Origin of the sequence: Streptomyces peucetius (assembly GCF_025854275.1) — a bacterium.
Taxonomy (GTDB): Bacteria; Actinomycetota; Actinomycetes; order Streptomycetales; family Streptomycetaceae; genus Streptomyces; species Streptomyces peucetius_A.
Map to the genome: position 1 here is coordinate 6,470,201 of NZ_CP107567.1, position 24,796 is coordinate 6,494,996.

Annotated in this window: 25 protein-coding genes; 16 read left to right on the forward strand and 9 right to left on the reverse strand. The window is 71.4% G+C overall.

Annotation, left to right across the window (positions count from 1 at the left end; all coding sequences use genetic code 11):
- Nucleotides 1-79 precede the first annotated feature (79 nt).
- The 4 genes from OGH68_RS29305 to OGH68_RS29320 are packed head-to-tail and all read left to right on the forward strand — an operon-like array spanning nt 80 to nt 5,426.
- Nucleotides 80-1,762 carry a glycoside hydrolase family 13 protein gene (locus OGH68_RS29305; protein ID WP_264248098.1) on the forward strand — a complete coding sequence of 561 codons (1,683 nt, stop codon included), beginning with the start codon at nt 80-82 and terminating at the stop codon, nt 1,760-1,762.
- Between the two features lie 27 nt (nt 1,763-1,789).
- Nucleotides 1,790-3,124 (forward strand): ABC transporter substrate-binding protein, encoded by a 1,335-nt coding sequence (locus OGH68_RS29310; RefSeq protein ID WP_264248100.1) that lies wholly within the window; start codon nt 1,790-1,792, stop codon nt 3,122-3,124.
- 11 nt (nt 3,125-3,135) lie between these two features.
- Nucleotides 3,136-4,497, forward strand: coding sequence for an ABC transporter permease subunit (locus tag OGH68_RS29315; protein ID WP_264248102.1), 1,362 nt, complete (start codon nt 3,136-3,138; stop codon nt 4,495-4,497).
- Complete coding sequence (locus tag OGH68_RS29320; protein ID WP_264248106.1) at nt 4,494-5,426, forward strand: carbohydrate ABC transporter permease; 933 nt, start codon at nt 4,494-4,496, stop codon at nt 5,424-5,426. Before OGH68_RS29315 ends, OGH68_RS29320 begins: the two co-directional genes overlap by 4 nt.
- A 301-nt stretch (nt 5,427-5,727) precedes the next feature.
- Here OGH68_RS29320 and OGH68_RS29325 read toward each other — a convergent pair whose 3' ends face one another.
- Nucleotides 5,728-6,192, reverse strand: a complete 465-nt coding sequence (locus OGH68_RS29325; RefSeq protein ID WP_264248107.1) for a MarR family winged helix-turn-helix transcriptional regulator — start codon at nt 6,190-6,192, stop codon at nt 5,728-5,730.
- A gap of 126 nt (nt 6,193-6,318) precedes the next feature.
- Between OGH68_RS29325 and OGH68_RS29330 the strand changes: the two genes are divergently transcribed.
- Together OGH68_RS29330 and OGH68_RS29335 are read left to right on the forward strand one after the other, a co-directional pair.
- Complete coding sequence (locus OGH68_RS29330) at nt 6,319-6,735, forward strand: organic hydroperoxide resistance protein (RefSeq protein WP_264248108.1); 417 nt, start codon at nt 6,319-6,321, stop codon at nt 6,733-6,735.
- A gap of 173 nt (nt 6,736-6,908) precedes the next feature.
- The gene (locus OGH68_RS29335; protein WP_264248109.1) at nt 6,909-8,999 is read left to right on the forward strand and encodes a SpoIIE family protein phosphatase; all 2,091 of its coding nucleotides are present in this window, start codon (nt 6,909-6,911) and stop codon (nt 8,997-8,999) included.
- A gap of 67 nt (nt 9,000-9,066) precedes the next feature.
- Here OGH68_RS29335 and OGH68_RS29340 read toward each other — a convergent pair whose 3' ends face one another.
- The 3 genes from OGH68_RS29340 to zapE form a co-directional block, all read right to left on the reverse strand.
- Complete coding sequence (locus OGH68_RS29340) at nt 9,067-10,425, reverse strand: PhoX family protein (RefSeq protein WP_264248112.1); 1,359 nt, start codon at nt 10,423-10,425, stop codon at nt 9,067-9,069.
- 114 nt (nt 10,426-10,539) lie between these two features.
- Entirely contained in the window at nt 10,540-10,968 is a 429-nt protein-coding gene (locus tag OGH68_RS29345; RefSeq protein WP_264248115.1) for an OsmC family protein, read from the reverse strand.
- A 35-nt stretch (nt 10,969-11,003) separates the two neighbouring features.
- Nucleotides 11,004-12,080 carry a cell division protein ZapE gene (gene zapE / locus OGH68_RS29350; protein WP_264248116.1) on the reverse strand — a complete coding sequence of 359 codons (1,077 nt, stop codon included), beginning with the start codon at nt 12,078-12,080 and terminating at the stop codon, nt 11,004-11,006.
- A gap of 37 nt (nt 12,081-12,117) precedes the next feature.
- Here zapE and OGH68_RS29355 point away from each other — a divergent pair, with 37 nt between their 5' ends.
- The 4 genes from OGH68_RS29355 (at nt 12,118) to msrB (ending at nt 15,471) form a co-directional block, all read left to right on the forward strand.
- Nucleotides 12,118-12,957 (forward strand): pyrimidine reductase family protein, encoded by an 840-nt coding sequence (locus OGH68_RS29355; RefSeq protein ID WP_264248117.1) that lies wholly within the window; start codon nt 12,118-12,120, stop codon nt 12,955-12,957.
- 131 nt (nt 12,958-13,088) lie between these two features.
- Nucleotides 13,089-13,559 carry an indole-3-glycerol phosphate synthase gene (locus OGH68_RS29360; RefSeq protein ID WP_264248120.1) on the forward strand — a complete coding sequence of 157 codons (471 nt, stop codon included), beginning with the start codon at nt 13,089-13,091 and terminating at the stop codon, nt 13,557-13,559.
- 72 nt (nt 13,560-13,631) lie between these two features.
- Nucleotides 13,632-15,050, forward strand: coding sequence for a UDP-N-acetylmuramate--L-alanine ligase (murC, locus tag OGH68_RS29365; protein ID WP_264248121.1), 1,419 nt, complete (start codon nt 13,632-13,634; stop codon nt 15,048-15,050).
- A 13-nt stretch (nt 15,051-15,063) separates the two neighbouring features.
- On the forward strand, nt 15,064-15,471 hold the full coding sequence (gene msrB, locus OGH68_RS29370; protein ID WP_264248123.1) for a peptide-methionine (R)-S-oxide reductase MsrB: 408 nt from the start codon (nt 15,064-15,066) through the stop codon (nt 15,469-15,471).
- 62 nt (nt 15,472-15,533) lie between these two features.
- On the opposite strand, the gene OGH68_RS29375 is transcribed toward msrB, so the two are convergent.
- From OGH68_RS29375 to OGH68_RS29385, 3 genes are all read right to left on the reverse strand, one after another.
- On the reverse strand, nt 15,534-16,031 hold the full coding sequence (locus OGH68_RS29375; RefSeq protein ID WP_264248124.1) for a peptidylprolyl isomerase: 498 nt from the start codon (nt 16,029-16,031) through the stop codon (nt 15,534-15,536).
- A gap of 65 nt (nt 16,032-16,096) precedes the next feature.
- A complete protein-coding gene (locus tag OGH68_RS29380) occupies nt 16,097-16,786 on the reverse strand; it encodes a response regulator (protein WP_264248127.1) in 690 nt (229 codons plus the stop codon).
- Entirely contained in the window at nt 16,783-18,060 is a 1,278-nt protein-coding gene (locus OGH68_RS29385) for a sensor histidine kinase (RefSeq protein WP_264248129.1), read from the reverse strand. The genes OGH68_RS29380 and OGH68_RS29385 overlap by 4 nt, the downstream gene beginning before the upstream one ends.
- A gap of 134 nt (nt 18,061-18,194) precedes the next feature.
- Between OGH68_RS29385 and OGH68_RS29390 the strand changes: the two genes are divergently transcribed.
- The 5 genes from OGH68_RS29390 to OGH68_RS29410 all read left to right on the forward strand — a co-directional run bounded on the left by OGH68_RS29390 (nt 18,195) and on the right by OGH68_RS29410 (nt 22,812).
- Entirely contained in the window at nt 18,195-19,103 is a 909-nt protein-coding gene (locus OGH68_RS29390) for an ABC transporter ATP-binding protein (RefSeq protein ID WP_264248131.1), read from the forward strand.
- Complete coding sequence (locus OGH68_RS29395; RefSeq protein ID WP_264248133.1) at nt 19,100-19,939, forward strand: ABC transporter permease; 840 nt, start codon at nt 19,100-19,102, stop codon at nt 19,937-19,939. The genes OGH68_RS29390 and OGH68_RS29395 overlap by 4 nt, the downstream gene beginning before the upstream one ends.
- Before the next feature lie 36 nt (nt 19,940-19,975).
- Entirely contained in the window at nt 19,976-20,578 is a 603-nt protein-coding gene (locus tag OGH68_RS29400) for an HIT family protein (protein WP_264248135.1), read from the forward strand.
- A gap of 285 nt (nt 20,579-20,863) precedes the next feature.
- A complete protein-coding gene (locus tag OGH68_RS29405; protein ID WP_264248137.1) occupies nt 20,864-21,337 on the forward strand; it encodes an NUDIX hydrolase in 474 nt (157 codons plus the stop codon).
- Nucleotides 21,338-21,459: 122 nt separating this feature from the next.
- Nucleotides 21,460-22,812, forward strand: a complete 1,353-nt coding sequence (locus OGH68_RS29410) for a lipase family protein (protein WP_264248140.1) — start codon at nt 21,460-21,462, stop codon at nt 22,810-22,812.
- A 53-nt stretch (nt 22,813-22,865) separates the two neighbouring features.
- Here the strand turns inward: OGH68_RS29410 and OGH68_RS29415 are convergent, their stop codons facing one another.
- Both OGH68_RS29415 and OGH68_RS29420 read right to left on the reverse strand, forming a co-directional pair.
- A complete protein-coding gene (locus tag OGH68_RS29415) occupies nt 22,866-23,120 on the reverse strand; it encodes a DUF397 domain-containing protein (protein WP_264248142.1) in 255 nt (84 codons plus the stop codon).
- Nucleotides 23,117-23,962, reverse strand: coding sequence for a helix-turn-helix domain-containing protein (locus tag OGH68_RS29420; RefSeq protein WP_264248143.1), 846 nt, complete (start codon nt 23,960-23,962; stop codon nt 23,117-23,119). The genes OGH68_RS29415 and OGH68_RS29420 overlap by 4 nt, the downstream gene beginning before the upstream one ends.
- 164 nt (nt 23,963-24,126) lie before the next feature.
- On the opposite strand from OGH68_RS29420, the gene OGH68_RS29425 reads away from it, so the two are divergent.
- Entirely contained in the window at nt 24,127-24,564 is a 438-nt protein-coding gene (locus OGH68_RS29425) for an ATP-binding protein (RefSeq protein WP_264248146.1), read from the forward strand.
- The last annotated feature ends 232 nt before the right edge of the window (nt 24,565-24,796 follow it).

Here is a 24,796-nt window from a genome sequence, read left to right on the forward strand (position 1 = left end):
GCTGCTACTTAACATGCATGCATAACAGCGCACCCGATCCGGGGCGCCCTCGCATCCAGCAGAAACAGGTCGACGCGAGATGCTCAGCACGCTTCCGGCCGCCATCGGCGACCCCTCCCGCTCCGCCACCGCCCCCGACCCCTGGTGGCGCGACGCGGTGATCTACCAGGTCTACGTCCGCAGCTTCCTCGACAGCACCGGGGACGGCATCGGCGACCTGGCAGGCGTACGGGCCGGGCTTCCCTACCTCAGGAAGCTCGGCGTCGACGGCATCTGGCTCAGCCCCTTCTATCCCTCCCCGCAGCACGACCACGGCTACGACGTCGCCGACTACACCGGCGTCGACCCCGTCTACGGCGACCTCGCGGAATTCGACCGGCTGGTGGCCGACGCCCGCCGCCTCGGCCTGAGGCTGCTGCTCGACATCGTCCCCAACCACTGCTCCAGCGAGCACCCGTGGTTCCGCGAGGCCCTCGCCGCCGGCCCCGGCGGCGCCGCACGCTCCCGCTTCCACTTCGCACCCGGCCGCGGCCCCGGTGGCGACGAGCCGCCCAACAACTGGCGCGCCATGTTCGGCGGCCCCGCCTGGAGCCGCGTCACCGAGCCCGACGGCACCCCCGGAGAGTGGTACCTCCACCTCTTCACCCCTCAGCAGCCGGACCTCAACTGGCGCGACCCGGCCGTGGGCGACGACTTCGAGCAGGTGCTGCGCTTCTGGCTGGACCGCGGCGTCGACGGCTTCCGCATCGACGTCGCCGCCGGGCTCTTCAAGCACCCCGAGCTGCCCGACTCCGACGACCCGGACGCCGACGAGCGGGCCCGCGACTCGGTCAACCCCCTGGCCTGGAACCAGCCCGAGGTCCACGACGTGTGGCGCCGCTGGCGCTCGGTGTGCGACGAGTACGCCGACCGGGACGGCAGGGACCGCCTCCTCGTCGGCGAGGTCTCCGTACCGACCGCACGGGAGCACGCCGAGTACGTCCGCCCCGACGAACTGCACCAGGCCTTCTTCTTCGACCTGCTCTCCGCACCCTGGGACGCGGACGCCTTCCGCTCGACGATCGAGACGGCGATACGCGACATCGCCGGCACCGGCTCGACCGTCACCTGGGTGCTCAACAACCACGACCAGGTCCGCACCGTCACCCGGTACGCGGGCGAGCCCGGCGTGGAGGGCAGCGGCCTCGGCGCCGCCCGCGCCCGCGCAGCGGCCCTCCTCATGCTCGCCCTGCCCGGCGCCGCCTACGTCTACCAGGGAGAGGAGCTGGGCCTCCCCGAGGTCCTCGACCTGCCGGACGAGGTGCTCACCGACCCGATCTTCCACCGCACCGGCAGCCGCAAGCGCATCCGCGACGGCTGCCGCGTCCCGCTGCCCTGGTCCGGCCACGCTTCCCCGTTCGGCTTCAGCCAGGGCGCGGCCGGGGCCCGGCCGTGGCTTCCGCAGCCCGAGTGGTTCGCGGAACACGCCACCGACCGGGCCCTGGCCGACACCCGCTCCTTCTGGCACCTCTACCGGGACGGTCTGCAACTGCGCCACAGCCTGCCGCAACTGGGCGAAGGCACCCTGCGCTGGCTGGAATCGCCTCCGCAGGTGCTGGCCATGGCCCGCGGCGACGGACTGATCTGCGCCGTCAACTTCGGAACCGAGCCGGTACCCGCCCCCGTGACCGGAACCCCTCTGCTCGCCAGCGGCCCCTGCCCCGACGGTGTGCTCCCCGGAGCGACCGCCGCCTGGTGGACCGGCGACCACCCCGCCTCGTAAAACACCCACCCCGGAAGGACCCTCACCATGCGACGAACCGCGAGAAGGACCACCCTGCGCACAACGGCCGCGGCGACCGCCGTACTCGGCCTCACCCTCGGCGCCACCGCTTGCGGCGGCACGACCGGCCCCGCGAGCGGCGGCGAACTCAGCGGCAAGACCGTCACCGTCGCCGGCGTCTGGACCGGCAGCGAGCAGAAGAACTTCAAGAAGGTGCTCGACGCCTTCAGCGAGAAGACCGGCGCCAAGACCGTCTTCGTCCCCTCCGGCGACAACGTCTCCACCTTCGTCGGCAGCAAGATCGAGGGCGGCAACGCCCCCGACGTCGTGATGGTGCCCCAGGTCGGCGTCCTCCAGCAGTTCGCGAAGGAGGGCTGGCTGAAGCCGCTGTCCGACAAGACCGCCAAGACGGCCACCGCCGGGCTCGCCCCCGTGTGGAAGAACTACGGCACCGTCGACGACACGTACTACGGCCTCTACTTCAAGGCCGCCCACAAGTCCACCGTCTGGTACAGCCCCGAGGCGTTCACCCAGGCCGGCGTCAGCGCGCCGAAGACCTACGACGACCTCCTCAAGGCCGGCCGTACGCTCGCCGACTCCGGCCGTCCGGCATTCGCGGTGGCCGGCGAGGACGGCTGGACCCTCACCGACTGGTTCGAGAACATCTACCTCTCCCAGGCCGGCCCCGAGAAGTACGACCGGCTCGCCAAGCACGAACTCAAGTGGACCGACGAGAGCGTCGTCACGGCACTGACCACACTGGGTGAACTGTTCAAGGACGACCAGCTCGTCGCGGGCGGCGCGAAGACCGCGCTGCAGACCGACTTCCCGTCCTCCGTCGAAAAGGTCTTCGGCCCCGAGCCCCAGGCCGGCATGGTCTACGAAGGGGACTTCGTCGGCGGCATAGCCAAGGACGAGTTCGGCCGCAAGCTCGGCGAGGACGCCGACTTCTTCCCGTTCCCCGCCGTCGACGGCGGCGAGGCCCCCGTGGTCAGCGGCGGAGACGCGGCCGTGGTCCTCAAGGACGGCAAGAACAGCGAGGCCGGCATGAAGCTCCTCGAGTTCCTCGCCACCCCTGAGGCGGCCGAGATCTGGGCCGGCGCCGGCGGTTTCCTGTCGCCCAACAAGGACGTCAGCCTCGACGCGTACGGCGACGACACCACCCGCTCCACCGCCAAGTCCCTCGTCGAGGCGGGCGACTCCGTCCGCTTCGACATGTCCGACCAGGCGCCGGCGGCGTTCGGCGGCACCAAGGGCGCGGGCGAGTGGAAGCTCCTCCAGGACTTCCTGCGCGACCCGTCCGACCCGAAGGCGACCGCCGCGAAGCTCGAGGCCGCGGCCGCCAAGGCGTACGGGAACTGAGGCCGACCGCCATGGCCGACACTCTCAAGGAGCGGGCCCCCGGGGCCCGCACCCCCCGGACCGGTGCCGCGCCCGACACGCGGCGCCGGGCCCAGCGCAGAAAACGCCGCCTCGCGGTCCTCTTCGTCCTGCCGGCCCTGCTGCTCCTCGGGGCACTCGTCGTCTACCCCGTCGTCTTCTCCGTCGGGCGCAGCCTGTTCGACGCGAGCGGCGAGCAGTTCGTCGGCGCGGCGAACTACACCGAGATCTTCCAGGACCCCGCCACCCTCAAGGCCATCCGCAACAGCACCATCTGGGTCGTCGTCGCACCGGTCCTGCTCACCGGACTCGGCCTGATGCTGGCCGTGCTCACGGAGAAGGTGCGCTGGGCGACCGCCTTCAAACTGGTGCTCTTCCTGCCCATGGCGGTCTCCTTCCTCGCCGCGGGCATCATCTTCCGCCTCGCCTACGAACAGGACCCCGACCGCGGTGTGATCAACGCGGCCGTGGTCGCCGCCCACGACACCTTCGAGGACCCGGCCGCCTACCCCACGGCCCGCGCCCGCGAGAACCAGGGCCTCGCCGGAACGGACGGCGGTCCGTACACCACGACGGAAACCGTCCGCCCCGGCGGCTCCGTGACCCTCGGCTTCGTCGGCGTGGCACCCGACGCCGTTCCTTCGCAGGCACGGCCCGCCGCCGTCCCCGGCCCCGGCGCGGACGGGATCGGTGGCGTCGCCTACCTCGACTTCGCACCGGGCGGCGGCGGCACCCAGGGCAAGGTCGACCCGGCGGAGAAGGGCCTGCCCGGCATGACCGTCGAGGCGTTGCGCGACGGTGAGGTGGCCGCGCGTGCGACCACCGCCGCCGACGGCTCGTTCCGCTTCGAGGGCCTCTCCGACGGCGAGTACACCGTCCGGCTGCCTGCCGCGAACTTCGCCGCGCCCTATCAGGGCGTGAACTGGCTGGGGCCCGCGCTCGTCACGCCGGCCATCATCGGCGCCTATCTGTGGGTGTGGACCGGCTTCGCGATGGTGCTCATCGGCGCCGGCCTCGCCGCCATCCCGCGCGACGCGCTGGAGGCGGCCCGGATGGACGGCGCCTCCGAGGGCCAGATCTTCCGGAAGATCACCGTGCCGCTGCTGGCGCCCGTGCTCACGGTCGTCTTCGTGACGCTGGTCATCAACGTGATGAAGGTCTTCGACCTCGTCTACATCATCGCGCCGGGACCGGTCCAGGAAGAGGCCAACGTACTGGCCACCCGGATGTGGCTGGTGTCCTTCGGCGGCGGCAACGACCAGGGGCTCGGCAGCGCCCTGAGCGTGCTGCTGCTCCTGCTGGTCGTCCCGGCCATGATCTTCAACGTCCGGCGCTTCCGAAGGAGCCGATCATGAGCGGCCGTACCACCGTCGAGCGCCGGCCGGCCGAGCGGGCTGCCGCCGTCCGGCCCGTCCCCCTCGCGCGGCCCGCCCGTCCGCGGCGCAAGAGCCGGCTCACCGGCTGGCTCGGCAGCGGAGCCGTCCAGGCCGTGCTGATCGTGGTCGCGCTCGTCTGGATCACCCCGCTCGCGGGTCTGTTCCTCTCCTCCATGCGCTCCGAGCGGGACAACGCGTCCGACGGCTGGTGGACGGCGCTGACCGACCCCTCGCAGCTGTCGCTGGACAACTACACCGCGCTCTTCGAGGACTCCGGCATCGGAGAGGCGTTCTGGAACACGGTCCTCATCTCGGTGCCCACGACCCTGCTGGTCGTCGGCATCGCGGCGCTCGCCGGATACGCCTTCGCGTGGCTGGAGTTCCCCGGCCGCGACGCGATCTTCCTGGTGGTCGTCGGCCTGCTGGTCGTCCCCGTCCAGATCGGGCTGCTGCCGGTGGCGAAGCTCTTCGGCGCGGTGGGCCTGTTCGGCACGGTCGCGGGCGTCGTGCTCTTCCACGTGGCCTACGGGCTGCCGTTCGCCGTCTTCCTGCTGCGGAACTACTTCGCGGAGATCCCGAGGGAGATGCTGGAGGCGGCACGGATGGACGGCGGGTCGGAGTGGCGGATCTTCTCCCGCCTCGTCCTGCCGCTGGGGCGGCCGGCCATCGCGAGCCTGGCGATCTTCCAGTTCCTGTGGGTGTGGAACGACATGCTCGTCGCGCTGCTCTTCGCGGACAGCGAGTCCCAGCCGCTGACGGTGGCGCTCCAGTCCGAGATGCGGCAGTTCGGCAGCAACATCGGCGTGCTGGCGCCGGGGGCGTTCCTGTCGCTCGTCGTACCGCTGGTGGTCTTCTTCGCCTTCCAGCGGCACTTTGTGCAGGGCGTGATGGCGGGGTCCGTGAAGTAGGGGGCGCGGCGGGGTCAGGTGGCCGCTGCGCGGAGCCGTTCCCCTCCCCGCCCCTGCCCGCTGTACCGATGTGCGGCTCCGCCGCGTGGCGGGCTCCTCCCGGACCCGGTACCGCGCTTCGCGCGGTGACCTCAGACGTCGGCCGGGCTGAATGGCCGCGCAGCGGCATTCAGCCCGGCCGACGTCTGAGGCGCGGGGTTCGGGGCGGAGCCCCGACGAGACGGGCAAGTTCAAGCCCCGTCGGCGTTTGAGGCGCGGCGGTCCGGGGGCGGAGCCCCCGAGGCACCGACGCCCACAGGCGTTACGCGTACGCGTCGAGCGTCGTCGTCAGGGCGTCCAGTTCCTCCCGCAGCGCGCGGATCCGGTCCAGCGTGAGCCCCGTCGCCTCGGCGATCCGGCGCGGCATGCCGAGCGCCTGCTCCCGCAGGGCACGGCCCGCCGCGGTCGGACGGGCGGTGACCGAGCGTTCGTCCTCCGCGCTGCGGCGGCGCTCCACGAAGCCCGCCGCCTCCAGGCGTTTCAGGAGCGGCGACAGCGTTCCCGAGTCCAGCCGCAGGTGTTCGCCTATCTGCTTGACCGGCAGTTCGCCGTGCTCCCAGAGGACCAGCATCACCAGGTACTGGGGGTACGTGAGCCCCAGCTCCTTCAGTGCCGTGCGGTAGACGCCGTTGAAGGCGCGCGACGCGGCGTGCAGCGAGAAGCAGATCTGGTGCTCGAGGCGGAGGAAGTCCTCGTCCGGTACGTCCCGCAGCGTCTTCTTCTCCATGACTCCACCATACCAAGCCGCGCCCCATTGAGTTGTGCACAACTTAATTGTGTGCTTCTATTCATGGCGTCGGTTCGGACCCCCGATCCCGGCCCCACCCCGATCGAGACGAAGAGGGATTCACCCATGGACGCCCTGTACACCGCTGTCGCCACCGCCAACGGCCGCGAAGGACGTGCCGTCAGCACGGACGGCCGGATCGACCTGCCGCTCGCCTTCCCCGCGGCCCTCGGGGGCAACGGCCAGGGCACCAACCCCGAGCAGCTCTTCGCCGCCGGGTACGCCGCGTGCTTCGCCAGCGCCATGGGCGCCATAGGCCGCCAGGAGAAGATCGACGTCAAGGACGTCTCGGTGACCGCGGAGGTCAGCATCGGCAAGGACGACACCGACGGCGGCTTCGCCCTCTCCGTGGTCATGCGGGTCGAGCTCCCCGACCACCTGCAGGGCGAGGCGGGCGAGGACCTCCTGAAGAAGACGCACGCGTACTGCCCGTACTCCAAGGCGACCCGTGGCAACCTCCCGGTCGAGATCGTCGTCGAGTAGTCGAGTAGTCGAGCAGCGCGGTGGCCGGAGACAGGCCCCTTGCCGGGTGGCACCGTTCCGACCGGGCCACCCGGCAAAAAGGTGCTCCCGGCGGTGAAAGCCCTTAGCTTGGCCGGGAGCCGGACTCGCACGGCAGCCCGCTTCGGCGAGCGGAGTCTGAAGGGTGGTGACACGTGGCGGACACCGGCCTCCCGAACCACGTCCCACCATTGGCGGGCGCCCTCGGCGACGCCCTTCTGAAGGTGTTGCTGGCCCGGTCCCCGGCCGATCTCCACGTGCTCGACGAGCACCTCCGGGTGCTCCGCTCCGACACCGCCGGTACGACGGAGCAGGTGGCCGGCGCCTTTCTGGGGCAGCGGTTCAGCGACGTCTACCGGCTCGACGAGCCGCAGGCGGCCGAGCTGCTGCTGCGGGAGGTGCTGAGCAACGGCAGATCCCTCTCCGAACGGGCGTTCAGAGGCCACCGCGCCGACCACCCCGGCCAGGGGCGCCGTTTCCTGCTCTCCGCCCACCGGCTGAACGACTCCCGTGGCCGCTCGCTCGGCCGCGTCCTCGCCTCGGTGGCCGATGTCACCGAGGGGGAGAAGGCGCGCCGGCGCAAGGCCGCCCTGGCGGCGGTACGGGAGGCCGTCGGGCGGACGCTCGACGTGACGGCGACGTCGGAGGCGTTCGTCGCGGCCGTCGTACCCGGCTTCGCCGACATCGCCGTGGTCGACGTGCTGGACGACGTCCTGCGCGGCACCGTCCCCCTCGCCGGGCCGGCGGTGTCGGACGTCCCCCTGCGGCGTGCCGCCTTCCGTGGCCGTGAGGGGTGCGCCGTCCCGGTGCACCCGCTGGGCGGTGTGCGCCGGCTGCCGGACCTCACCCCGTACGGCCGGGTGCTCTCGGACTTCGAGCCGCGACTCGTCACGCTGGGCCCGGACACCCCCTGGCTGAAGTCGGACCCCGACCTCGCCCGCGCGATCCGGACGTCCGGCGCCGCGTCCGTGATCGTGGCGCCGCTCTCGGTGGGCGGCGCGCCGCTGGGGCTGGTCAGCCTCTACCGGTGCGACGAGTCCGAGCCGTACGAGGAGGCCGACCGCAAGCTGGTGCTCTCGTTGACCGCTCACACCGCGCTCAGCCTCGACAACGCCCGCAGGTTCGAGTACGACCACGCGCTCGCCTCGACGGTCCAGCGCCGCCTGCTGCCCCCGCGTACCACCGCCGGAGCCGCCATCGAGACCGCGCATCTGCTGCTGGCCGGTCACAGCAGCGGCTGCTGGTTCGACACGATCGGCCTGTCCGGGGCCCGGACCGCACTGGTCGCGGGAGGTGTCAACGGGCAGGGCATCCAGACGGCGGCCGCGATGGGCCAGCTGCGAACCGTCATCAACGCGCTCGCCGACCTGGACCTCGAGCCGGACGAGTTGCTGGCCCGCCTCAACAACACCGCCAACCGGCTGGCCCGTGAGCGCGCCGCGCTGCCGCCGGGGGACCCGCTGCACCGGCAGCCGCTGACGGCCACCTGCGTCTACGGCGTGTACGACCCGTTCACCCGGACCTGTACCGTCGCCTGCGCCGGGCACCCGCCGCCGCTCGTCGTCCACCCGGACGGCAGCACCTCGACACCCGATGTGGTCGAGGGGCCGGAACTGGGCTCGTTCGACACGGCGCCGTGCGCGGTCGCGGCCGTCACGCTCGAAGAGGGCAGTCTGCTCGCCTTCTTCACCGGCGCCCTCCGGCGCGACGGGGAGCTCGCCGGGCCCGCCAGAGAGGCCCTCGCCCAACCGGGCCGCCCGCTCCAGGAACTGTGCGACGCCGTGGTCTACACACTGGCCGAGGACGACGGTGCCGAAGGGGTCGCGCTGCTGCTCGCCCGCACGGGCAGCGTGCTCGAGGGCCAGGTCGCCGAGCTGGAGCTCCCGCACGATCCGACGGCCCCCGCCCTCGCCAGGAACTTCGCCCGCGAGCTCCTCTCCGCCTGGGCCCTCGAGGACGACACGGCGTACGGGGCCGAACTGATCGTCAGCGAGCTGGTGACCAACGCCGTCCGCTACGGCACCCCGCCGCTGCGGCTGCGGCTGATCCGCGGCGAGACCCTCACCTGCGAGGTCCACGACACCAGCGCGTTGGCGCCGCATCTGCGCCACGCCCGGACGGCCGACGAGGGCGGACGGGGGCTGTTCATCGTCTCCCAGCTCGCCGACCAGTGGGGCACCCGCTACGCCGAGGGCGGCAAGGTCCTGTGGACCGAGCAGCCCCTGGAGCCGTCGGACCGGTCGTGACGGCCCCGTTCCCCTGCCGTCGCGGCGGCGACGGCAGGAGGCGGTCAGCTCATGGCCGCGGAGCCGCTCAGCACCACGGTCCGGTCACCGCGAACGTCGTGCCGGGCGTATAGCAGTTAACGTACATGGTGTCGCCGTCCGGCGAGAACGTGACGCCGGCGAACTCGCCCCACTCCGGCTCCTCGGGCGTGCCGATGTTCTGTGCGTTCCTCGCCGCCGGATAGACCTCGCCGCGTTTGGTCAGCCCGTACACGTGCTGGGCGCCGCCGCCGTCCTCGCAGACCATCAGACCGCCGCTGGGCGCCAGGCAGATGTTGTCCGGGGACTCGCCGGGCAGCTGGATGTCCGTGCTCGGCCCGAAGACGATCACGAGGGTGAGCCGGCGACGGTGCGGCTCGTACTTCCACACCTGGCCGTAGTGGTCGCCGGCGGAACCCTCCGAGCTGCGGGCGTAGCTGGAGACGAAGTACACCGACCTTCCGCCCCAGTAGCAGCCCTCCAGCTTCTGGGCGTGGGTGACGCCCTTCGGCCCGAAGTCCTGGAGCCTGATCGGGGTCTCCTTCGCCTGGCTGTCCGGTACGGGCACCCATTCGACCCGGTCGAACGACGCGCCGATCTCCTGGATCTCCGACAGGTCCGGCACGCCCGGCACCCGCATCGCCTCCAGCGCGCCGCCCGCGCGGAGCGAACCCGTGCCGCCCAGCGGCTTGTCCGGCAGGAAGCGGTAGAAGAGACCGAAGGGCCGGTCGAACGCGTCCTCCGTCTCGTAGACGATCCCGCTCCTGGGGTCGACGGCGATCGCCTCGTGCTGGAAGCGGCCCATCGCGGTGAGCGGTACGGCTCCGGTGCGGTGCGGATCGGCGCCGTCGACCTCGAAGATGAAGCCGTGGTCCTTGGTATAGCCGTTGGTACCGGCCCGGTCCTCGTTCTCCTCGCAGGTCAGCCAGGTGTTCCAAGGGGTGGGGCCGCCCGCGCAGTTGACGGCGGTGCCGGCGATGGCGACCCGTTCCCCGACGACGTTGCCGCGGCCGTCGAGTTCGAGGGCCGTGCAGCCGCCCTTGGCCGCCGGGTCGTAGGTCAGGCCCTCGACGGTCGGTACGCCGATTCTGGCGGTATGGCGGTTCTCGTGGTTGCGGACGAGGTGGATCCGCCCGCGGCGGCCGACGAAGGCGGCCATGCCGTCGTGGTTGGACGGGACCGGCCCCTCGCCGGAGCGCAGCGGCTCGCCCTCGCGGGACAGGACCCGGTAGCGGAAACCTTTCGGCAGGTCGAGCAGACCGTCGGGGTCCGGGACGAGCGGGCCGTACCCGGCGTGTCCACGGGCGGCCGCGGTGCCGGCGAAGAGTTCGGAGAAGGCGCCGGTGAAGGCGATTCCCGCGCCGAGCGCGCCGGTACGGGCCAGAACTTCACGTCGTGATGCGGGCATAAGGCAACTCCCTGCTGGCGGACAGGAGATGTGACCCGCACGTGTGTATCACGCAGACAATGCGAGACGTAACCGTGCGGGCCACTGTGCCTCAAGGTGCCACTGTGCTAGGTGCTAGGCGAGCGACGCGCTGAGGGTGATGTTCGTGGCCTTCAGCGCCTGGCTGACCGGGCAGTTGACCTTGGCCTCCTCGGCGGCCTTCACGAAGCCGGCCTCGTCGAGGCCGGGGACCTCGCCGACCACGGTGAGGTGGATGCCGGTGATGCCCTCACCCGGCTGGAACGTGACCTCGGCCTTGGTCTCCAGGCGGGCCGGCGGGTTGCCCGCACCTGCGAGAGCGTGCGAGAACGCCATGTTGAAGCAGCTGGAGTGCGCGGCCGCGATCAGTTCCTCCGGGCTGGTCCTGCCGCTCTGGGCGGGCTCGGTCCGGGCCGCCCAGGTGACCGGGTACTCGCCGATGCCGGAGGAGTCGAGGGTGACGACACCCTTGCCCTCGAGCAGGCTGCCTTCCCAGACGTTGTGGGCCTGACGCGTGGTGGCCATGATGGCTCCCTTCAGATGGGGTGTGCGCCCCAAACCTACTGCGCCACCAGGGCCTTCGCGTCGCGTGCCAGTGCGGTGAGCCGGGAGATCGCCCGGAAGTACTTCTTCCGGTAGCCGCCGTTCAGCATCTCGTCACTGAACAGCCGGTCGAACGGGAGGCCGGAGGCGAGCACCGGGACCTCGCGGTCGTACAGCCGGTCGGCGAGCACGACCAGCCGCAGTGCGGTCGACTGGTCGGGCACCGGCCGGACGTCGGTGAGGCAGACGGCCCGCACCCCGTCCGTCAGCGCCCCGTAGCGGCTGGGGTGCACCTTGGCCAGGTGTTCCAGCAGGTGCGGGAAGTCGTCGAGGGACGCCCCCTCGGTGGCGTACGCGGCCTTGGTGACCTGCTCGTCGGAGTACGGGGGAGGGGCCTCGGGCAGCCCGCGGTGACGGTAGTCCTCGCCGTCGATCCGCAGCGGGCGGAAGTGTGCGGCCAGCCCCTGGATCTCGCGCAGGAAGTCGGCAGAGGCGAAGCGGCCCTCACCGAGTTTGCCGGGCAGGGTGTTGGAGGTGGCCGCGAGCGCCACGCCGGCGTCGACCAGCCGGCCGAGCAGCGTGGAGACGAGGACGGTGTCGCCCGGGTCGTCCAGCTCGAACTCGTCGATGCACAGCAGCCGGTGCCCGCTCAGCGTCTGCACCGTCTGCTGGAAGCCCAGCGCGCCGACCAGGTTCGTCAGCTCGACGAAAGTGCCGAACGCCTTGAGGGACGGGGCCGCGGGGGTGGCGTGCCACAGGGACGCGAGCAGGTGGGTCTTGCCGACGCCGTAGCCGCCGTCGAGGTAGACGCCGCGCGGGCCGGTGGGGGCCGTGTTCTTGGGGGTCCTGGCGAACCAGCGCCGCTTCCCGCTGCCGGTGGCGTGCGCGCCGCCGAGACCGGAGGCGAAGTCGCTCAGCACCGCGACCGCCTCGACCTGGCTGGGCTGGTGGGGGTCGGGCACGTAGGTGTCGAAGCGGACCGAGTCGAAACGCGGCGGCGGCACCATCTCCGCGACCAGGCGGTCGGCGGGGACGTGCGGCTCGCGGGCGCAGAGCGACAGGGGAGCGGCTTCGGTTATCGGGCTGGTCGGCACAGTACTCCACTGTAAGGGTCGTGCCAGACTGCACCGTATGCGACGCCTGTTCCCTGTGACCGACCAGACAACGGCAGCCGACGACCGGGAGTGGTCGCTGGACGAGCTCGCCGACGCCTACGCGTACCCCGCCGGGGGCACGGCCGCGGGCGGCGGGGCGGGTGCCGGCGGCAGCCCGGGCCATGGGCCGGCCGAGGCCCGCAGCGCGGGCGGCGGCGTCTGGCTGCGCGCCAACATGGTCTCCTCCCTCGACGGGGCGGCCCAGCACGACGGCCGCTCGCAGCCGATCTCCTCCGACGCCGACATGCGGATCTTCGGCACCCTGCGGGGCCTGGCCGACGCCGTCGTGGTGGGGGCTCAGACGGTCCGGCTGGAGGGCTACCGGCCCGCCCGCGCCCGCGACGCCTTCGCGGCGCGCAGGGCCGCCGCCGATCAGGGCCCCGCGCCCGCGATCGCCGTGGTCAGCGCCTCCCTGAACCTGGACTTCTCGCTCCCGCTGTTCACCGAGCCGCTGGTGCCGACCCTGGTGCTGACCGGTGCGGCCGCCTCACCGGAGCGGATCAAGGAGGCGGAGAAGGCCGGGGCGGTGGTGATCGTCGCAGGTGACGGTCCCGGTGTGGAGCCCGCCAGGGCGGTGCACGCGCTCGCGGAGCGCGGCCTGGTGCGGCTGCTGACCGAAGGCGGTCCGAGGATGCTGGGTCAATTCGCGGCCGCCGGGGTACTGGATGAGCTGTGTCTGACCGTGTCACCGACGATGACGGTCGGTGACGCGCAACGCATCGCGGGCGGGCCAGGACTGCCGGATCCCGCCCGGTTCGCCCTGGATTCCGTACTGGAGGAGGCCGGATTCCTGTTCACGCGCTACCGGCGCGTCTGACGATGACTTCCGGCAATCAGCGGAATTTATCGTTCCGCTTAGCCTGTGCCGGGCACACTTGATTGCGCACACTCCCCCGTGCGTGCACGGGGAAGGATGGTTTCCGCAGTTTCCGCAGAAGGGCTCCTGAGGTGTTCACAAGCGTATTGATGATCGAGAAGCCCCTGACCTCGGAGGACGTGGAGTTCGTCACCACCCTGCACGGTGAGGAGGGCGTCGCCTTCGTCGTTCTCATGCAGCCGCGAGGGGACCAGGCCGATGTACTGCTGCGCGCCATCGACGACGTGGCGGTCGGGGAGCTGAAGGAAGCGGTCCGCGAGGGCGAGGAGCCCGAGGGCGCGGAGGCCAAGGCGCCCGCCCAGCGCGCACTGGAACACTCACTGGCCGCCCTGCGCGCGGCGGGCTGCGAAGCGGTCGGCCATCTCGTCGAGGACCATCCGCTGAACAAGCTGAAGTCGGTCGTCGACGAGGCGGACGCCGACGAGGTGATCGTCCTGACGGAGCCGCACTACGTCGAGGAGTTCTTCCACCGCGACTGGGCCTCCAGAGCCCGCCACAAGGTCGGCGTCCCGGTCCTGAAGCTCTTCGCGCACAGCGAGTAGACCCGCAGGCAATAGGGTGGGCAGCCGCACGCAGTCGTGCAGCACGTAGTCGTACAGCTTGGGGAGAAAACCATGGCACCCGCCGTTCCCGGCGCCGTTCCCGGCGCCGTTCCCGGCGCGATGGAGCGCCCGCACTTCATCGGCATCGGCGGAGCCGGCATGTCGGGCATCGCGAAGATCCTCGCCCAGCGCGGCGCCAAGGTCGCGGGCAGCGACGCCAGGGACTCGGCGACCGCCGAGTCCCTGCGGGCCCTCGGCGCCACGGTGCACATCGGCCACGCGGCCGAGCACCTGGCCCAGGACGCCACCGGTGTCGTCGTCTCCAGCGCCATCCGCGCCGACAACCCGGAGCTCGTGCGCGCCGCGGAACTGGGCGTCCCGGTCGTCCACCGCTCCGACGCGCTGGCCTCCCTGATGACCGGGCTGCGCTCCATCGCCGTCGCGGGCACGCACGGCAAGACCACGACGACCTCGATGCTGGCCGTCGCACTGACCGAGCTGGGCCTCGACCCCTCGTACGCCATCGGCGGCGACCTCGAGGGGCCGGGCACGAACGCGCGGCACGGCGACGGCGACATCTTCGTCGCGGAGGCGGACGAGAGCGACCGCAGCTTCCAGAAGTACGACCCCGAGGTCGCGATCGTCCTCAACGTGGAGCTGGACCACCACGCCAACTACGCCTCGATGGACGAGATCTACGAATCCTTCCAGACCTTCGTCGGCAAGGTCGTGCCCGGCGGCACGCTGGTGATCTCCGCCGACCAGGCGGGTGCCGCCGAGCTCACCCGCCGCGTCCGCGACGTGTCCTCGGTGAAGGTCGTCACCTACGGCGAGTCGGAGGGGGCCGACGTCCGTGTCCACAAGATCACCCCGCGCGGCCTGACCAGCGAGGTCACCGTCCTGCTGAACGGCAGGCTGCTGACCTTCACGGTGTCCGTGCCAGGCCGCCACTACGCCCTGAACGCGGTCGCCGCCCTGGCCGCCGGCGTCGCCCTCGGCATCCCCGCGCACAACCTGGCCTCCGCCATCGGCACGTACACGGGCGTCAAGCGCCGTCTCCAGCTCAAGGGCGAGGCCGCGGGCGTCCAGGTCATCGACTCCTACGCCCACCACCCGACCGAGATGACCGCCGACCTGGAGGCCATGCGCGGCGCGGCCGGCGACTCACGGCTGCTGGTCGTCTTCCAGCCGCACCTCTTCTCCCGCACCCGGGAACTGGGCACCGAGATGGGCCAGGCACTGGCCTTCGCCGACGCCTCGGTCGTCCTCGACATCTACCCGGCCCGCGAGGACCCGGTCCCGGGCATCACCAGCGCACTGGTCATCGACGCGGCGCAGGCCGCCGGCGCGGAGGTCACGGCCGTGCACGACAAGGCGGCGGTGCCGGACGTCGTCGCGGGAATGGCCAAGCCCGGCGATCTCGTTCTCACCATGGGCGCGGGAGACGTCACGGACCTCGGTCCGGCCATCCTCGCCCGCCTGTCGAACTGAAGGAGGCGCACCGATGGCGTACGACGTGGAGAAGCCGGACGAGCAGTGGCGGGCGGAGCTGACCCCCGCCGAGTACGCGGTCCTGCGCCAGGCCGGCACGGAACCCGCCTTCGTCGGCGAGTACACGGACACCAAGACGGCCGGCGTCTACTCGTGCCGGGCGTGCGGGGCCGAGCTGTTCCGCTCCGACACCAAGTTCGAGTCGCACTGCGGCTGGCCGTCCTTCTACGACCCGAAGGACACGGACGCGGTCGAACTGATCGCGGACACCTCCCACGGCATGGTCCGCACCGAGGTGCGCTGCGCGCGGTGCGGCTCCCACCTGGGCCATGTCTTCGAGGGCGAGGGCTACCCGACGCCCACGGACCAGCGGTACTGCATCAACTCGATCTCGCTGCGGCTGGAGCCGGACGAGACGTGACGTGAACGGCCGAGGGCCCGTCGGCGTGCGCCGACGGGCCCTCGTGCGTGTGCGGGGGCGGATCAGCCCTCGACGACGCCCGACTTGGCGATGGTGATCTTCGCCGACGGGGTGCCGGAGCGCGAGCCCAGACCCTCGATCTTCTTCACGACGTCCATGCCCTCGACGACCTCGCCGAAGACGACGTGCTTGTTGTCGAGCCAGTCGGTGACGATGGTCGTGATGAAGAACTGCGAGCCGTTGGTGTTCGGTCCCGCGTTGGCCATGGAGAGCTGACCCGGCTTGGTGTGCTTGAGCTGGAAGTTCTCGTCGGCGAACTTCTCACCGTAGATGCTGCGGCCGCCCGTGCCGTTGCCGGCGGTGAAGTCGCCGCCCTGGAGCATGAAGTCGGGGATGACACGGTGGAACGAGGAGCCCTCGTAGCCGAAGCCGTGCTCGCCGGTGGCCAGCTCGCGGAAGTTCTTCGCGGTCTGGGGGACCACGTCGTCGAAGAGCGTGAAGACGATCCGGCCGGCGGGCTCGTCGTTGATGGTGATGTCGAAGAAGACGTTGTTACTCATTGCTTCATCCTGACATCCGAGGGCTCCCGGACGCACATCCGCCCCACCGGTTCCGGCAGCCGGACTCACCCCGGTGCCGACACCAGACCCGTCTCGTACGCGATGATGACGAGCCGGACCCGGTCCCGGGCGTCGAGCTTGGAGAGCAGACGGGTCACGTAGGTCTTGGCCGTGGCGACGCTGATGAACAGGGTCTCGGCGATCTCCGTGTTCGACAACCCGCTCCCCACCAGCGTCAGCACCTCGCGTTCACGGTCGGTGACACCGGTGAGCTCGCGCCTGCGGCCGGTCGCCGTCGGGCGGCCCGCGAACTCGCGGAGCAGCCGACGGGTCACGGCCGGCGCGATGAGACCGTCGCCGGCGGCCACCACCCGCAGGGCCGCGAGGATGTCGTCCAGGGCCATGTCCTTGACCAGGAAGCCGGCCGCACCGGCGCGCAGCGCGCCGTAGACGTAGTCGTCGTCGTCGAACGTCGTCAGGACGATCACCTGCGTACCGTCGAGCCGCTCGGTGATCCGCCGTGTCGCCTCGATGCCGTCCATGCCGGGCATACGGAGGTCCATGACCACCACGTCGGGGTGCAGCTCCTCGGCCAGGGCGAGCGCCTGTGCGCCGTCGCCGGCCTCGCCGACCACCTCGATGCCCTCCGCCTCGGTGATCACCATCTGCAGCGCCGCGCGGACCAGGGGCTGATCGTCGGCGAGGACGACCCGCACCGTGGTCGGGCCCGTACCCCCCTCGGGCCGCGCCGTCATCGGACTCCCGCCGGGAGAGGGAGCCGTGCGGCGACGCGGAACCCGCCGCCGGGGCGCGGACCGGCGGAGAACTCGCCGTGCAGCAGACCCACCCGCTCCCGCATCCCGACGAGGCCGTACCCGGTGTCCGCCGAAGCACCGTGGCTCCGGCCGTCGTCGACGACCTCGATCGCCAACTCGTCCTCCCGGTGCTCGACCGTCACCCGGCAGGAACGGGTGCCCGCGTGGCGCACCACATTGGTCACCGACTCCTGGACGATGCGGTACGCGGACAGGTCGACCTCCGGCGGCAACGGCCGGGGAGCGCCGACCGTGCGCACCTCGACCTTGACGCCCGCCGCCGTCGTCGCGACTGCCAGACCGTCCAGGTCCGCCAGCCCTGGCGTCCCGGCCGGCCCGTCCTGTCGGCCGCCGTCGACGAGGTCCGCCGCACGGAGCACGCCGAGCATCCGCCGCAGCCCCGCCAGCGTCTCCCGGCTGGTGTTCTCCACCTCGCCCAGCGCCTCCCGCGCCCGCGCGGGCCGGCTGTCGATGACCCGCCGAGCCGCGCCCGCCTGGAGGGCGATGATGCCGATGCTGTGGGCGACCATGTCGTGCAACTCGCGGGCGATGCGCAGCCGTTCGTCGGTGACGGCCTGGGCCGTGGCCCGGTCGCGCAACTGCTCCGCATGGGCCCGTGACTGGTGCGCCGACGTGCCCATGAGCCAGGCGACGACGGCCGTGAGTGCCACGGCCAGCTCAGCGGAGGTGCCCGTGTTCCAGCCGCTCAACCACCGCGTGGCCAGAAAGCCGGCCAGCACCCCCAGGGCCATGGTGACGGCGATCCGGCCGGTGCGGCGCGGGTGGGCGGCGGCGATGGCGTAGAGCGCGACATCGACGGCCAGGAACTGCGCCAGCGGGATCTCGCCCACACTCAACGGCAGCGTCCCCAGTACGGCCGCGGCCAGCAGCCGGCCGACCGCGGCGAGCGGCCGGCGGCTCAGCAGACGGCTGCCGTCCAGCGCCAGAGCCGTCGCCAGCGCGAGGAAGGTGAGGCCGTCCCACCGGTGGAACAGCACCCCGGCGAGCACCGGCGGCTCCTCCTCGCCGGGCAGCCCGACCCGGATCAGGAACGTGAAGACCAGGCCCCCGCACCAGGCCAGGGCCGTCCAGACGCCGGGCGGTGCGCTCCACCACGGCTTCGCGGACGAAGTGCCCTCCAAAGCAGCGCCCTCGAACGAACTGCCCTCGAATGAACTGCCCCCGGACAAGGGGCGAAGCGGTGTCGCGGACATGGCGTGATCGTAGACGTCGGCAGCCGCGCCCGGAATCGGACGGCGGTTGTACAACCACGGTCGACGCCCTGTGGTGGTGAGTGTCCGCCCCGGCCCGATGCCGGACACGGTCCCGCGGGGAGAGCGTTGGCCACATGATCGAGGTCAACGAACTGACGAAGCGTTACGGCGGGACGACGGCCGTGAAGGACCTGACGTTCACCGTGCGCCCGGGGCTGGTCACCGGGTTTCTCGGCCCCAACGGCTCGGGTAAGAGCACCACTTTGCGGATGGTGCTGGGCCTGCACGCCCCCACCACCGGCACGGTCACCGTCGACGGTCGGCCCTTCCGGTCCCGCCCGAGAGGTCTGCGGCATGTCGGCGCGCTGCTCGACGCGAGCCATGTGCACGGCGGACGCAGCGCCACCGCACACCTGGCGGCGCTCGCCCGCTCCAACCGCATCCCCCGCGGCCGGGTCGACCAGGTGCTGGATCAGGTGGGCCTGGCCGGCGCGGCGCGCCGCCGGATCGGCGGCTACTCCCTCGGCATGCGCCAACGGCTCGGCATCGCGGGCGCGCTGCTGGGCGATCCGCCGGTGCTGCTGTTCGACGAGCCGCTCAACGGGCTCGACCCGGAAGGTGTGAAGTGGGTGCGCGAGCTGTTCCGGTCGCTGGCCGCCGAAGGCCGCACGGTGTTCGTCTCCAGCCACCTGATGTCGGAGATGGAGCACACCGCCGACGAACTGGTGGTCATCGGCCGGGGCGAGCTGATCGCCGCCGAGAGCATCACGGACTTCGCCGGGCGGGGGAGCGGCGCCGGCGTCTGCGTCCGCACTCCGCACGGCGACCGGCTGGCGGCCCTGCTGACCGTCGAGGGCGCGACCGTCCGCGCGGACGGCGACCTGCTGACCGCCACCGGGGTGAGCGCGCAGCGCGTCGGCGAACTGGCCCTGGACCACCGGATCCTGCTGCACGAGGTCACCACCCGCAACCCATCACTGGAGGACGCCTTCATGGAACTCACCGCCGACAGCGTCGAGTACGCGGCAGGAGAGACCCGATGACGACGACCCGCGCACCGCGCGTGGCGGAACCCCGCGCCCGTTTCGTCGACCTCGTCGCCGCCGAGTGGCTCAAACTGTGGTCGCTGCGTTCCACCGGCTGGAGCCTGCTGGTCGCCGCGCTGGCGGTCGTCGCGTTCAACGTGGGCAAGGCATGGGACAACCACCGGTACTGGCCGGACGGCGACCCCGGGTACGCGGACCGGTTCATCGCCGACGGCATCCCGCTGATACACGCCTTCACCACCGACGCGGGCACGGTGATGATGCTGGCGGCCGGAGCGTTCGGCGCGCTCGCCGTCACCGGCGAATACAGCGCCTGGCTCGTCCGCACCACGTTCGCGGCCGTCCCCGTCCGCCGCTCGGTCATGGCGGCCAAGGCGGGCGTCGTGGCCGTGACCATGACCGTCTTCGGCGCGGTTGTCGCGGCGGCGTCGTTCGCCTCCACCCAGGCGATCCTGTCCACCAAGGACGCCGGCGTCTCCCTCGACCACCCGGGCGCCCTGCGCGTGATCGTCGCCTCGGCGCTGCTCGCCCCGGTCGCGGCACTCGTCGGCGCCGCGCTCGGCAGCCTGATCCGGCACGGCGCGGGCGCGGTGGTGGGCAGCGTCGTACTCCTCCTGCTGCTCCCACTGGTCCTCAGCGACGACCGCCACTGGTCGGCCGTCCTCGCGCACGCCCTGCCGTACGAGGCGTGGCTCCGCCTCGTCGACATCCCGTACGGCGGTCCCGGAGTGCTCCACCCGTGGTCCGTCGGCGGGGCGTGGACGGTCTACGCGGTGTGGGCACTCATGTCGGCGGCCGTGACGGTGACGGCGGTGCACCGCCGGGACCAGTGAGCCGGGCTATCGGAGACCGTGTGCGAAGCTGCGGCCATGACTGTCGAACCGAGCGAGTACGTCAGGCGGTTGCCCATCGGGAAGCGGATACCGTTCCCGTCCGACGGCATCCCGTTCTGGGAGGTCTTCCCTTACGAAGGAGACCTCCGCATCAAGGTCCTGGACGAGCCGACCCTGCCGGAGCCCGCGCGGCACGGCGAGGCCGGACCCGCGGACTGCGGGGCCTGCGGCAGCCCGGACGCGGACTTCCTGTGGACGGACGACCACTGGAGGCTCAGCGCCGACCCGGAACCGGGTGCGCTCCCCGCCACCGTCCTCCTCCAGCCGCGCGGGCACTACGACCTGCACGAACTGCCACCGGAGCGCGCCGCCGAACTCGGCGGAATGCTCCAGCGCGTGGAGCGTGCGATCAAGTCGCTGGGGGGTGTCGCCCGGGTCCACGTCAACAAGTGGGGCGACGGCGGCGCGCACCTGCACATGTTCCTGATCGCCCGGCCGGAAGGCATGACCCAGATGCGCGGCAGCTGCCTGCCGCTCTGGGACGACGTGTTGCCGAAGGTCCCCAAGGACGTCTGGCAGGCCACCAACCGCCGGATCGCCGAGGCGATGGCGAAGGACGGCGGCACCGCCCACGTCTGACCTCGCGCCGGCACGGCGTCCCTCAAGGGCGTCGAGGAAGGTCGCGAGGAGGGCCGGGAGGCGGGCCGGGCGGAGGAGCGGGCGCAGGTGATCCTGCGGGTTCTGGAGAAGCGCCAGGTCCCGACTTTGCTGTCGGGAACCGAGGGCTGCGGCAGTGAGCAGGTCCGGCTCAGCGAACGCTGCTCCCGCAGCTGCTTCTTGAGCGTGGGTCGGGACGCGTCAGGGCGGGTCCTCGGACGCCGCATCGGTGAAGTCCTTGCAGAGGGGCGGGGATAGCCTCCGGGGATGGATCTGCGACTGGCGGCGTACGCCGTGTGCATCGAGGACGAACGGGTGCTGCTCGCACACGCCGTGAAGCCGGACGGTGAGAAGACCTGGACGCTTCCGGGCGGCAGGGTCGAGCACGCGGAGGATCCGTTCGACGCGGTGATCCGGGAGGTCACCGAGGAGACCGGCCTGGACGCTGTGGTCGAACGCCTGCTGGGTGTGGACTCAAGGGTGATCCCTGCGGCCGAGCGCCGCCTGCCCGGTCGGCCCGAGCTCCACAATGTCGGGATCTTCTACCAGGTTCGCATCACCGGCGGCCGACTTCGGCCCGAACCGAGCGGCGAGACCGCCGAATCGGCCTGGACCCCGATCCCCGAGGTCGCTCGCCTCGGCCGGTCGTCACTGCTCGACATCGGCCTCGCCCTGGCACGGTCCGTTCCGGCAACGGGCCACGTAGCCCCCGTCCCGGTCGGCGGCCTGATCCGGCACTGAGGCGCTCGCCTGATCCTGCGAGTGTTGAAAATTTGTCAACACGCCTATGGGCAGCACGGTTAACCTCCGGTAACTTACCCCCGAGTAAGGGTGCGTGTCCCACTTCACATACCAGGGGAGCCATGAACCGGAGAGCCGCCGGCCTGCTGGCCACCGCCGTCGTCGCTGCACTTACCGTCGGCACCGCGCCGGCCGCGACCGCCGCGCCCACCGCAGCCACCGCGTACGCACAGACCAACACCACGTCGCCCGACCCGTTCTACCGTTACGACGGCAGCAAGCCGCTGTCCTCTTACAAGCCGGGCGACGTCCTGAAGAAGCGCACGCTGGACTACCACATCGTCGGAATCCCCACACCGATGAAGGCGACCCAGCTGCTCTACCGCTCGACCGATGCCCAGGGCCGTCCCTCGGCCAACGTGACCACCGTGGTCCGCAGCCATGTCGGCGACGGCACCAAGGCCGTGTCGTACCAGTCGTTCTACGACTCCCTCGACCCGGAGCACGGCCCCTCCCGAGCCATTGCCGGTGACGTCTCCCTCGGCGGAATGATCGCCAACGTCGAGGCCGTCGTCATGGCGCCGATGCTGCTCAAGGGGTACGACCTTGTCATCCCTGACACCGAGGGCCAGACCGCCGAGTTCGCCGCCGGTCCGGCGTACGGGACGAACACGCTGGACTCGATCCGGGCGAGTCTCCGCGCCGAGGGGTCCCGCCTGCACGGCGGAACCGAGTTCGGCCTGTTCGGTTACTCCGGCGGGTCCATCGCCACCAACTGGGCGGTGGCTCTGGCCCCGGCGTACGCGCCCGAGGTCAACGAGCAGCTGGTCGGCTTCGCCGAGGGAGGGGTGCTCGTCGCCCCGGCGCACAACCTGAAGTACGTCGACGCCTCCCTCGCGTGGAACGGCGTGATCCCGATGGCGGTCATCGGCGTCGCCCGCGCGTACGGCATCGACCTCGAGCCCTACCTGAGCGAGAAGGGCCGTGAGGTCTTCGGCGAGCTCGAGCACGCGTCGATCACCGACGCGCTGGGCCGCTACCCGGGGATGACCTGGAAGGAGCTGGTGAAGCCGGGGTACGAGGACCCGAACGCCATTCCCGCCTTCACCGAGGCGGTCAACAAGGTCAACCTCGGTCAGGCCCCCACCCCGACGGTCCCCGGGTTCATCGGGCAGGGCAACGCGGGCTGGCTGGAGGGGACGTTCAACAACCCGCCGGGCATCGGCACGGGCGACGGCGTCATGGTCGCCGGCGACGTGCGGGCGCTGGCCCGCCAGTACTGCGCCACGGGCAACGAGGCGATCACGTACGAGCAGTACAACCTGCTCAGCCACGTCGGCGCCATGCTGCACTGGACGCCGCGCGCGATGGCCTGGCTGGACGACCGCTTCGAAGGTGAGGCCGCCCCGAGCAGTTGCGGCCGTATCCCCGCCGGCAACTCGCTGGAGCCGGAGCAGCCGGCCGTCACGAGCTGACCGCGCCGGAACGCCGCCGTGCGGCCCCGCATGTGGGGGGGGCCGCACCGCTGTCAGACCGCGTCGGCCGAGGCGTGGCGGACGAAGTCCGTCCAGGGGCCCGGGGTGAGGGCGAGCCGGGGGCCGTCGGTGAGCTTGGAGTCGCGGACGTGGACGGTGGTGGGGCAGGCGGCGACCTCGACGCAGTCGTCGCCCGAGCCGCTGCTGTAGCTGGACTTGTGCCAGGACAGAACGATCTCCACGCAGGAGTCGCCGTCGCCGCTGCTGTAGCTGCTCTTGAACCAGGCCAGTTCGGTGGTGCCGCTCATGCCGCTCCTCGCATCTGCCGTAGCAGGCCCAGGGAGTCCGGAAGCGTGAGAGCCTGCGATCGCATCCTGGCATACCGCATCTGGAGCACGCTGACCACTTTCCGGTCGGTGATGAGCTGCCCACTCTCCTGCCCCTCGCAGTAGGCCAGCCACCGGTTGTCCGGGGTCTCAAGGAGCCGCATGGGGCCGTGCAGCCCCGCGTGGCTCTCCCGTACCACCGGCATGATCTGGAGCTCGATGTTGCGGCGCTCCGCGAGGCCGATGAGGTGGCCGACCAGCTCCCGGGTCGTCCGCTCGCCGTCCAGCTCCCTGCGCAGCAGATGCTCCTCGACGATGAAGCTGTACGCGGTGTTGGACCGCTCCGTCAGCAGCCGCTGCCGTTCCTGCCGGGCCGTCATCTGTGCCGCGACCTGCTGGTCGCCGAGCGGCGGCAACTGGTCCCGGAACAGCCGCAGCGCGTACGCCTCCGTCTGCAACAGGCCCGGAATCAACCGGCATTCGTACGTGCAGAGGCTGACCGCCTCCGCCTCCAGCCGCGCCCACTGGCGGAACCAGCTCGCCAGGCCCGGTGTGCGCGACAGATGCTTCGCCGCGCCCCTCAGCACGCCGAAGCCGTCCAGTACCTCCTCCGCCCGGTCCACGAAGTCCGGCGGCGGGAACCGCCTGCCCTGCTCGATGGAGGCCACCGTGGGAAGCGAGTACCGTACCAGCGGCGCGAACTCCTCCTGCGTCAGCCGCGCCCGTTTGCGGAAGGCCTTGACGACCTCCCCGAACGACTTCAGGCTCTCCGACACCTCGGGTTCCCCGCCCCCCGATGCGCCCGCTGTCTCCGTCTCCGTCATCTGCGGCCCCTCCCGCGTGTCCCGGCGGCCCTGTACAACTGCGGCAACCCGCCCATGGGCACGCTGGGTTACCCGTACTGTCCACCCTGCGTACCCGTACGCTGGCGATGCGTACGAGCGCCTGATCTGGGGGAACGCTGCCGCAGGCCGCCACGGTGGCCGGTATGCAACCACCGATCACGCCTCAACAGGCCGGTACCGTACGCGTGTTCACCCAGCGCTTCAGCTCCACTCGCCTCGGGGCCCGGCTCGCCCGGCATCTCGCCCTGCACCAGCTCCACGCCTGGGGCGTCCCGCACGGCTCGGACGTCTCCGACACCGTTGGGCTCCTGGTGGCCGAACTCGCCGCGAACGCCGTGACGCACGGGCGCGTACCGGGACGGGACTTCGAGCTGCGCCTCACCCGTACGTCACCGACGCTGCGCATCGAGGTCTCCGACACGCGCGGCGAGCGCCGGCCGCCGTCGCACACCGCCCCGCCGCCACCGCTCGCCGACGGCGGTCGCGGGCTCCTGCTGGTCGAGGCGCTCGCGGACCGGTGGGCCGTGCTCGACCGCGTACCGGTGGGGAAGACGGTGCGCGTGGAGCTGGACCTGCCGTGACGGCGGGCGGGCGCGGTAGCCGAGCCTCTTGCGGCCGACAAGCGCGAACTCCCACATGGCCGCCGCGACAGGGATGGCCAGACCCAGGACCGCGATCAGTGACTCCCAGGGAAAACCGTCCACCGCCGACTCCTGATGCTCCGAAGCTCTCGATGCAGATGTGGCGCCAAAACTAGGAGCGCAGGCACGCGTCCGCCACGGCCGTCGCGAGACTTTCGAACACGTTCATCCG

Coding starts and splice junctions, on each gene's coding strand:
- OGH68_RS29305 (WP_264248098.1), top strand. CDS start 80: ATGCTCAGCACGCTTCCGGCCGCCATCGGCGACCCCTCCCGCTCCGCC.
- OGH68_RS29310 (WP_264248100.1), top strand. CDS start 1,790: ATGCGACGAACCGCGAGAAGGACCACCCTGCGCACAACGGCCGCGGCG.
- OGH68_RS29315 (WP_264248102.1), top strand. CDS start 3,136: ATGGCCGACACTCTCAAGGAGCGGGCCCCCGGGGCCCGCACCCCCCGG.
- OGH68_RS29320 (WP_264248106.1), top strand. CDS start 4,494: ATGAGCGGCCGTACCACCGTCGAGCGCCGGCCGGCCGAGCGGGCTGCC.
- OGH68_RS29325 (WP_264248107.1), bottom strand. CDS start 6,192: ATGGAGAAGAAGACGCTGCGGGACGTACCGGACGAGGACTTCCTCCGC.
- OGH68_RS29330 (WP_264248108.1), top strand. CDS start 6,319: ATGGACGCCCTGTACACCGCTGTCGCCACCGCCAACGGCCGCGAAGGA.
- OGH68_RS29340 (WP_264248112.1), bottom strand. CDS start 10,425: ATGCCCGCATCACGACGTGAAGTTCTGGCCCGTACCGGCGCGCTCGGC.
- OGH68_RS29345 (WP_264248115.1), bottom strand. CDS start 10,968: ATGGCCACCACGCGTCAGGCCCACAACGTCTGGGAAGGCAGCCTGCTC.
- OGH68_RS29355 (WP_264248117.1), top strand. CDS start 12,118: ATGCGACGCCTGTTCCCTGTGACCGACCAGACAACGGCAGCCGACGAC.
- murC (WP_264248121.1), top strand. CDS start 13,632: ATGGCACCCGCCGTTCCCGGCGCCGTTCCCGGCGCCGTTCCCGGCGCG.
- msrB (WP_264248123.1), top strand. CDS start 15,064: ATGGCGTACGACGTGGAGAAGCCGGACGAGCAGTGGCGGGCGGAGCTG.
- OGH68_RS29375 (WP_264248124.1), bottom strand. CDS start 16,031: ATGAGTAACAACGTCTTCTTCGACATCACCATCAACGACGAGCCCGCC.
- OGH68_RS29380 (WP_264248127.1), bottom strand. CDS start 16,786: ATGACGGCGCGGCCCGAGGGGGGTACGGGCCCGACCACGGTGCGGGTC.
- OGH68_RS29385 (WP_264248129.1), bottom strand. CDS start 18,060: ATGTCCGCGACACCGCTTCGCCCCTTGTCCGGGGGCAGTTCATTCGAG.
- OGH68_RS29390 (WP_264248131.1), top strand. CDS start 18,195: ATGATCGAGGTCAACGAACTGACGAAGCGTTACGGCGGGACGACGGCC.
- OGH68_RS29395 (WP_264248133.1), top strand. CDS start 19,100: ATGACGACGACCCGCGCACCGCGCGTGGCGGAACCCCGCGCCCGTTTC.
- OGH68_RS29400 (WP_264248135.1), top strand. CDS start 19,976: ATGACTGTCGAACCGAGCGAGTACGTCAGGCGGTTGCCCATCGGGAAG.
- OGH68_RS29405 (WP_264248137.1), top strand. CDS start 20,864: ATGGATCTGCGACTGGCGGCGTACGCCGTGTGCATCGAGGACGAACGG.
- OGH68_RS29410 (WP_264248140.1), top strand. CDS start 21,460: ATGAACCGGAGAGCCGCCGGCCTGCTGGCCACCGCCGTCGTCGCTGCA.
- OGH68_RS29415 (WP_264248142.1), bottom strand. CDS start 23,120: ATGAGCGGCACCACCGAACTGGCCTGGTTCAAGAGCAGCTACAGCAGC.
- OGH68_RS29420 (WP_264248143.1), bottom strand. CDS start 23,962: ATGACGGAGACGGAGACAGCGGGCGCATCGGGGGGCGGGGAACCCGAG.
- OGH68_RS29425 (WP_264248146.1), top strand. CDS start 24,127: ATGCAACCACCGATCACGCCTCAACAGGCCGGTACCGTACGCGTGTTC.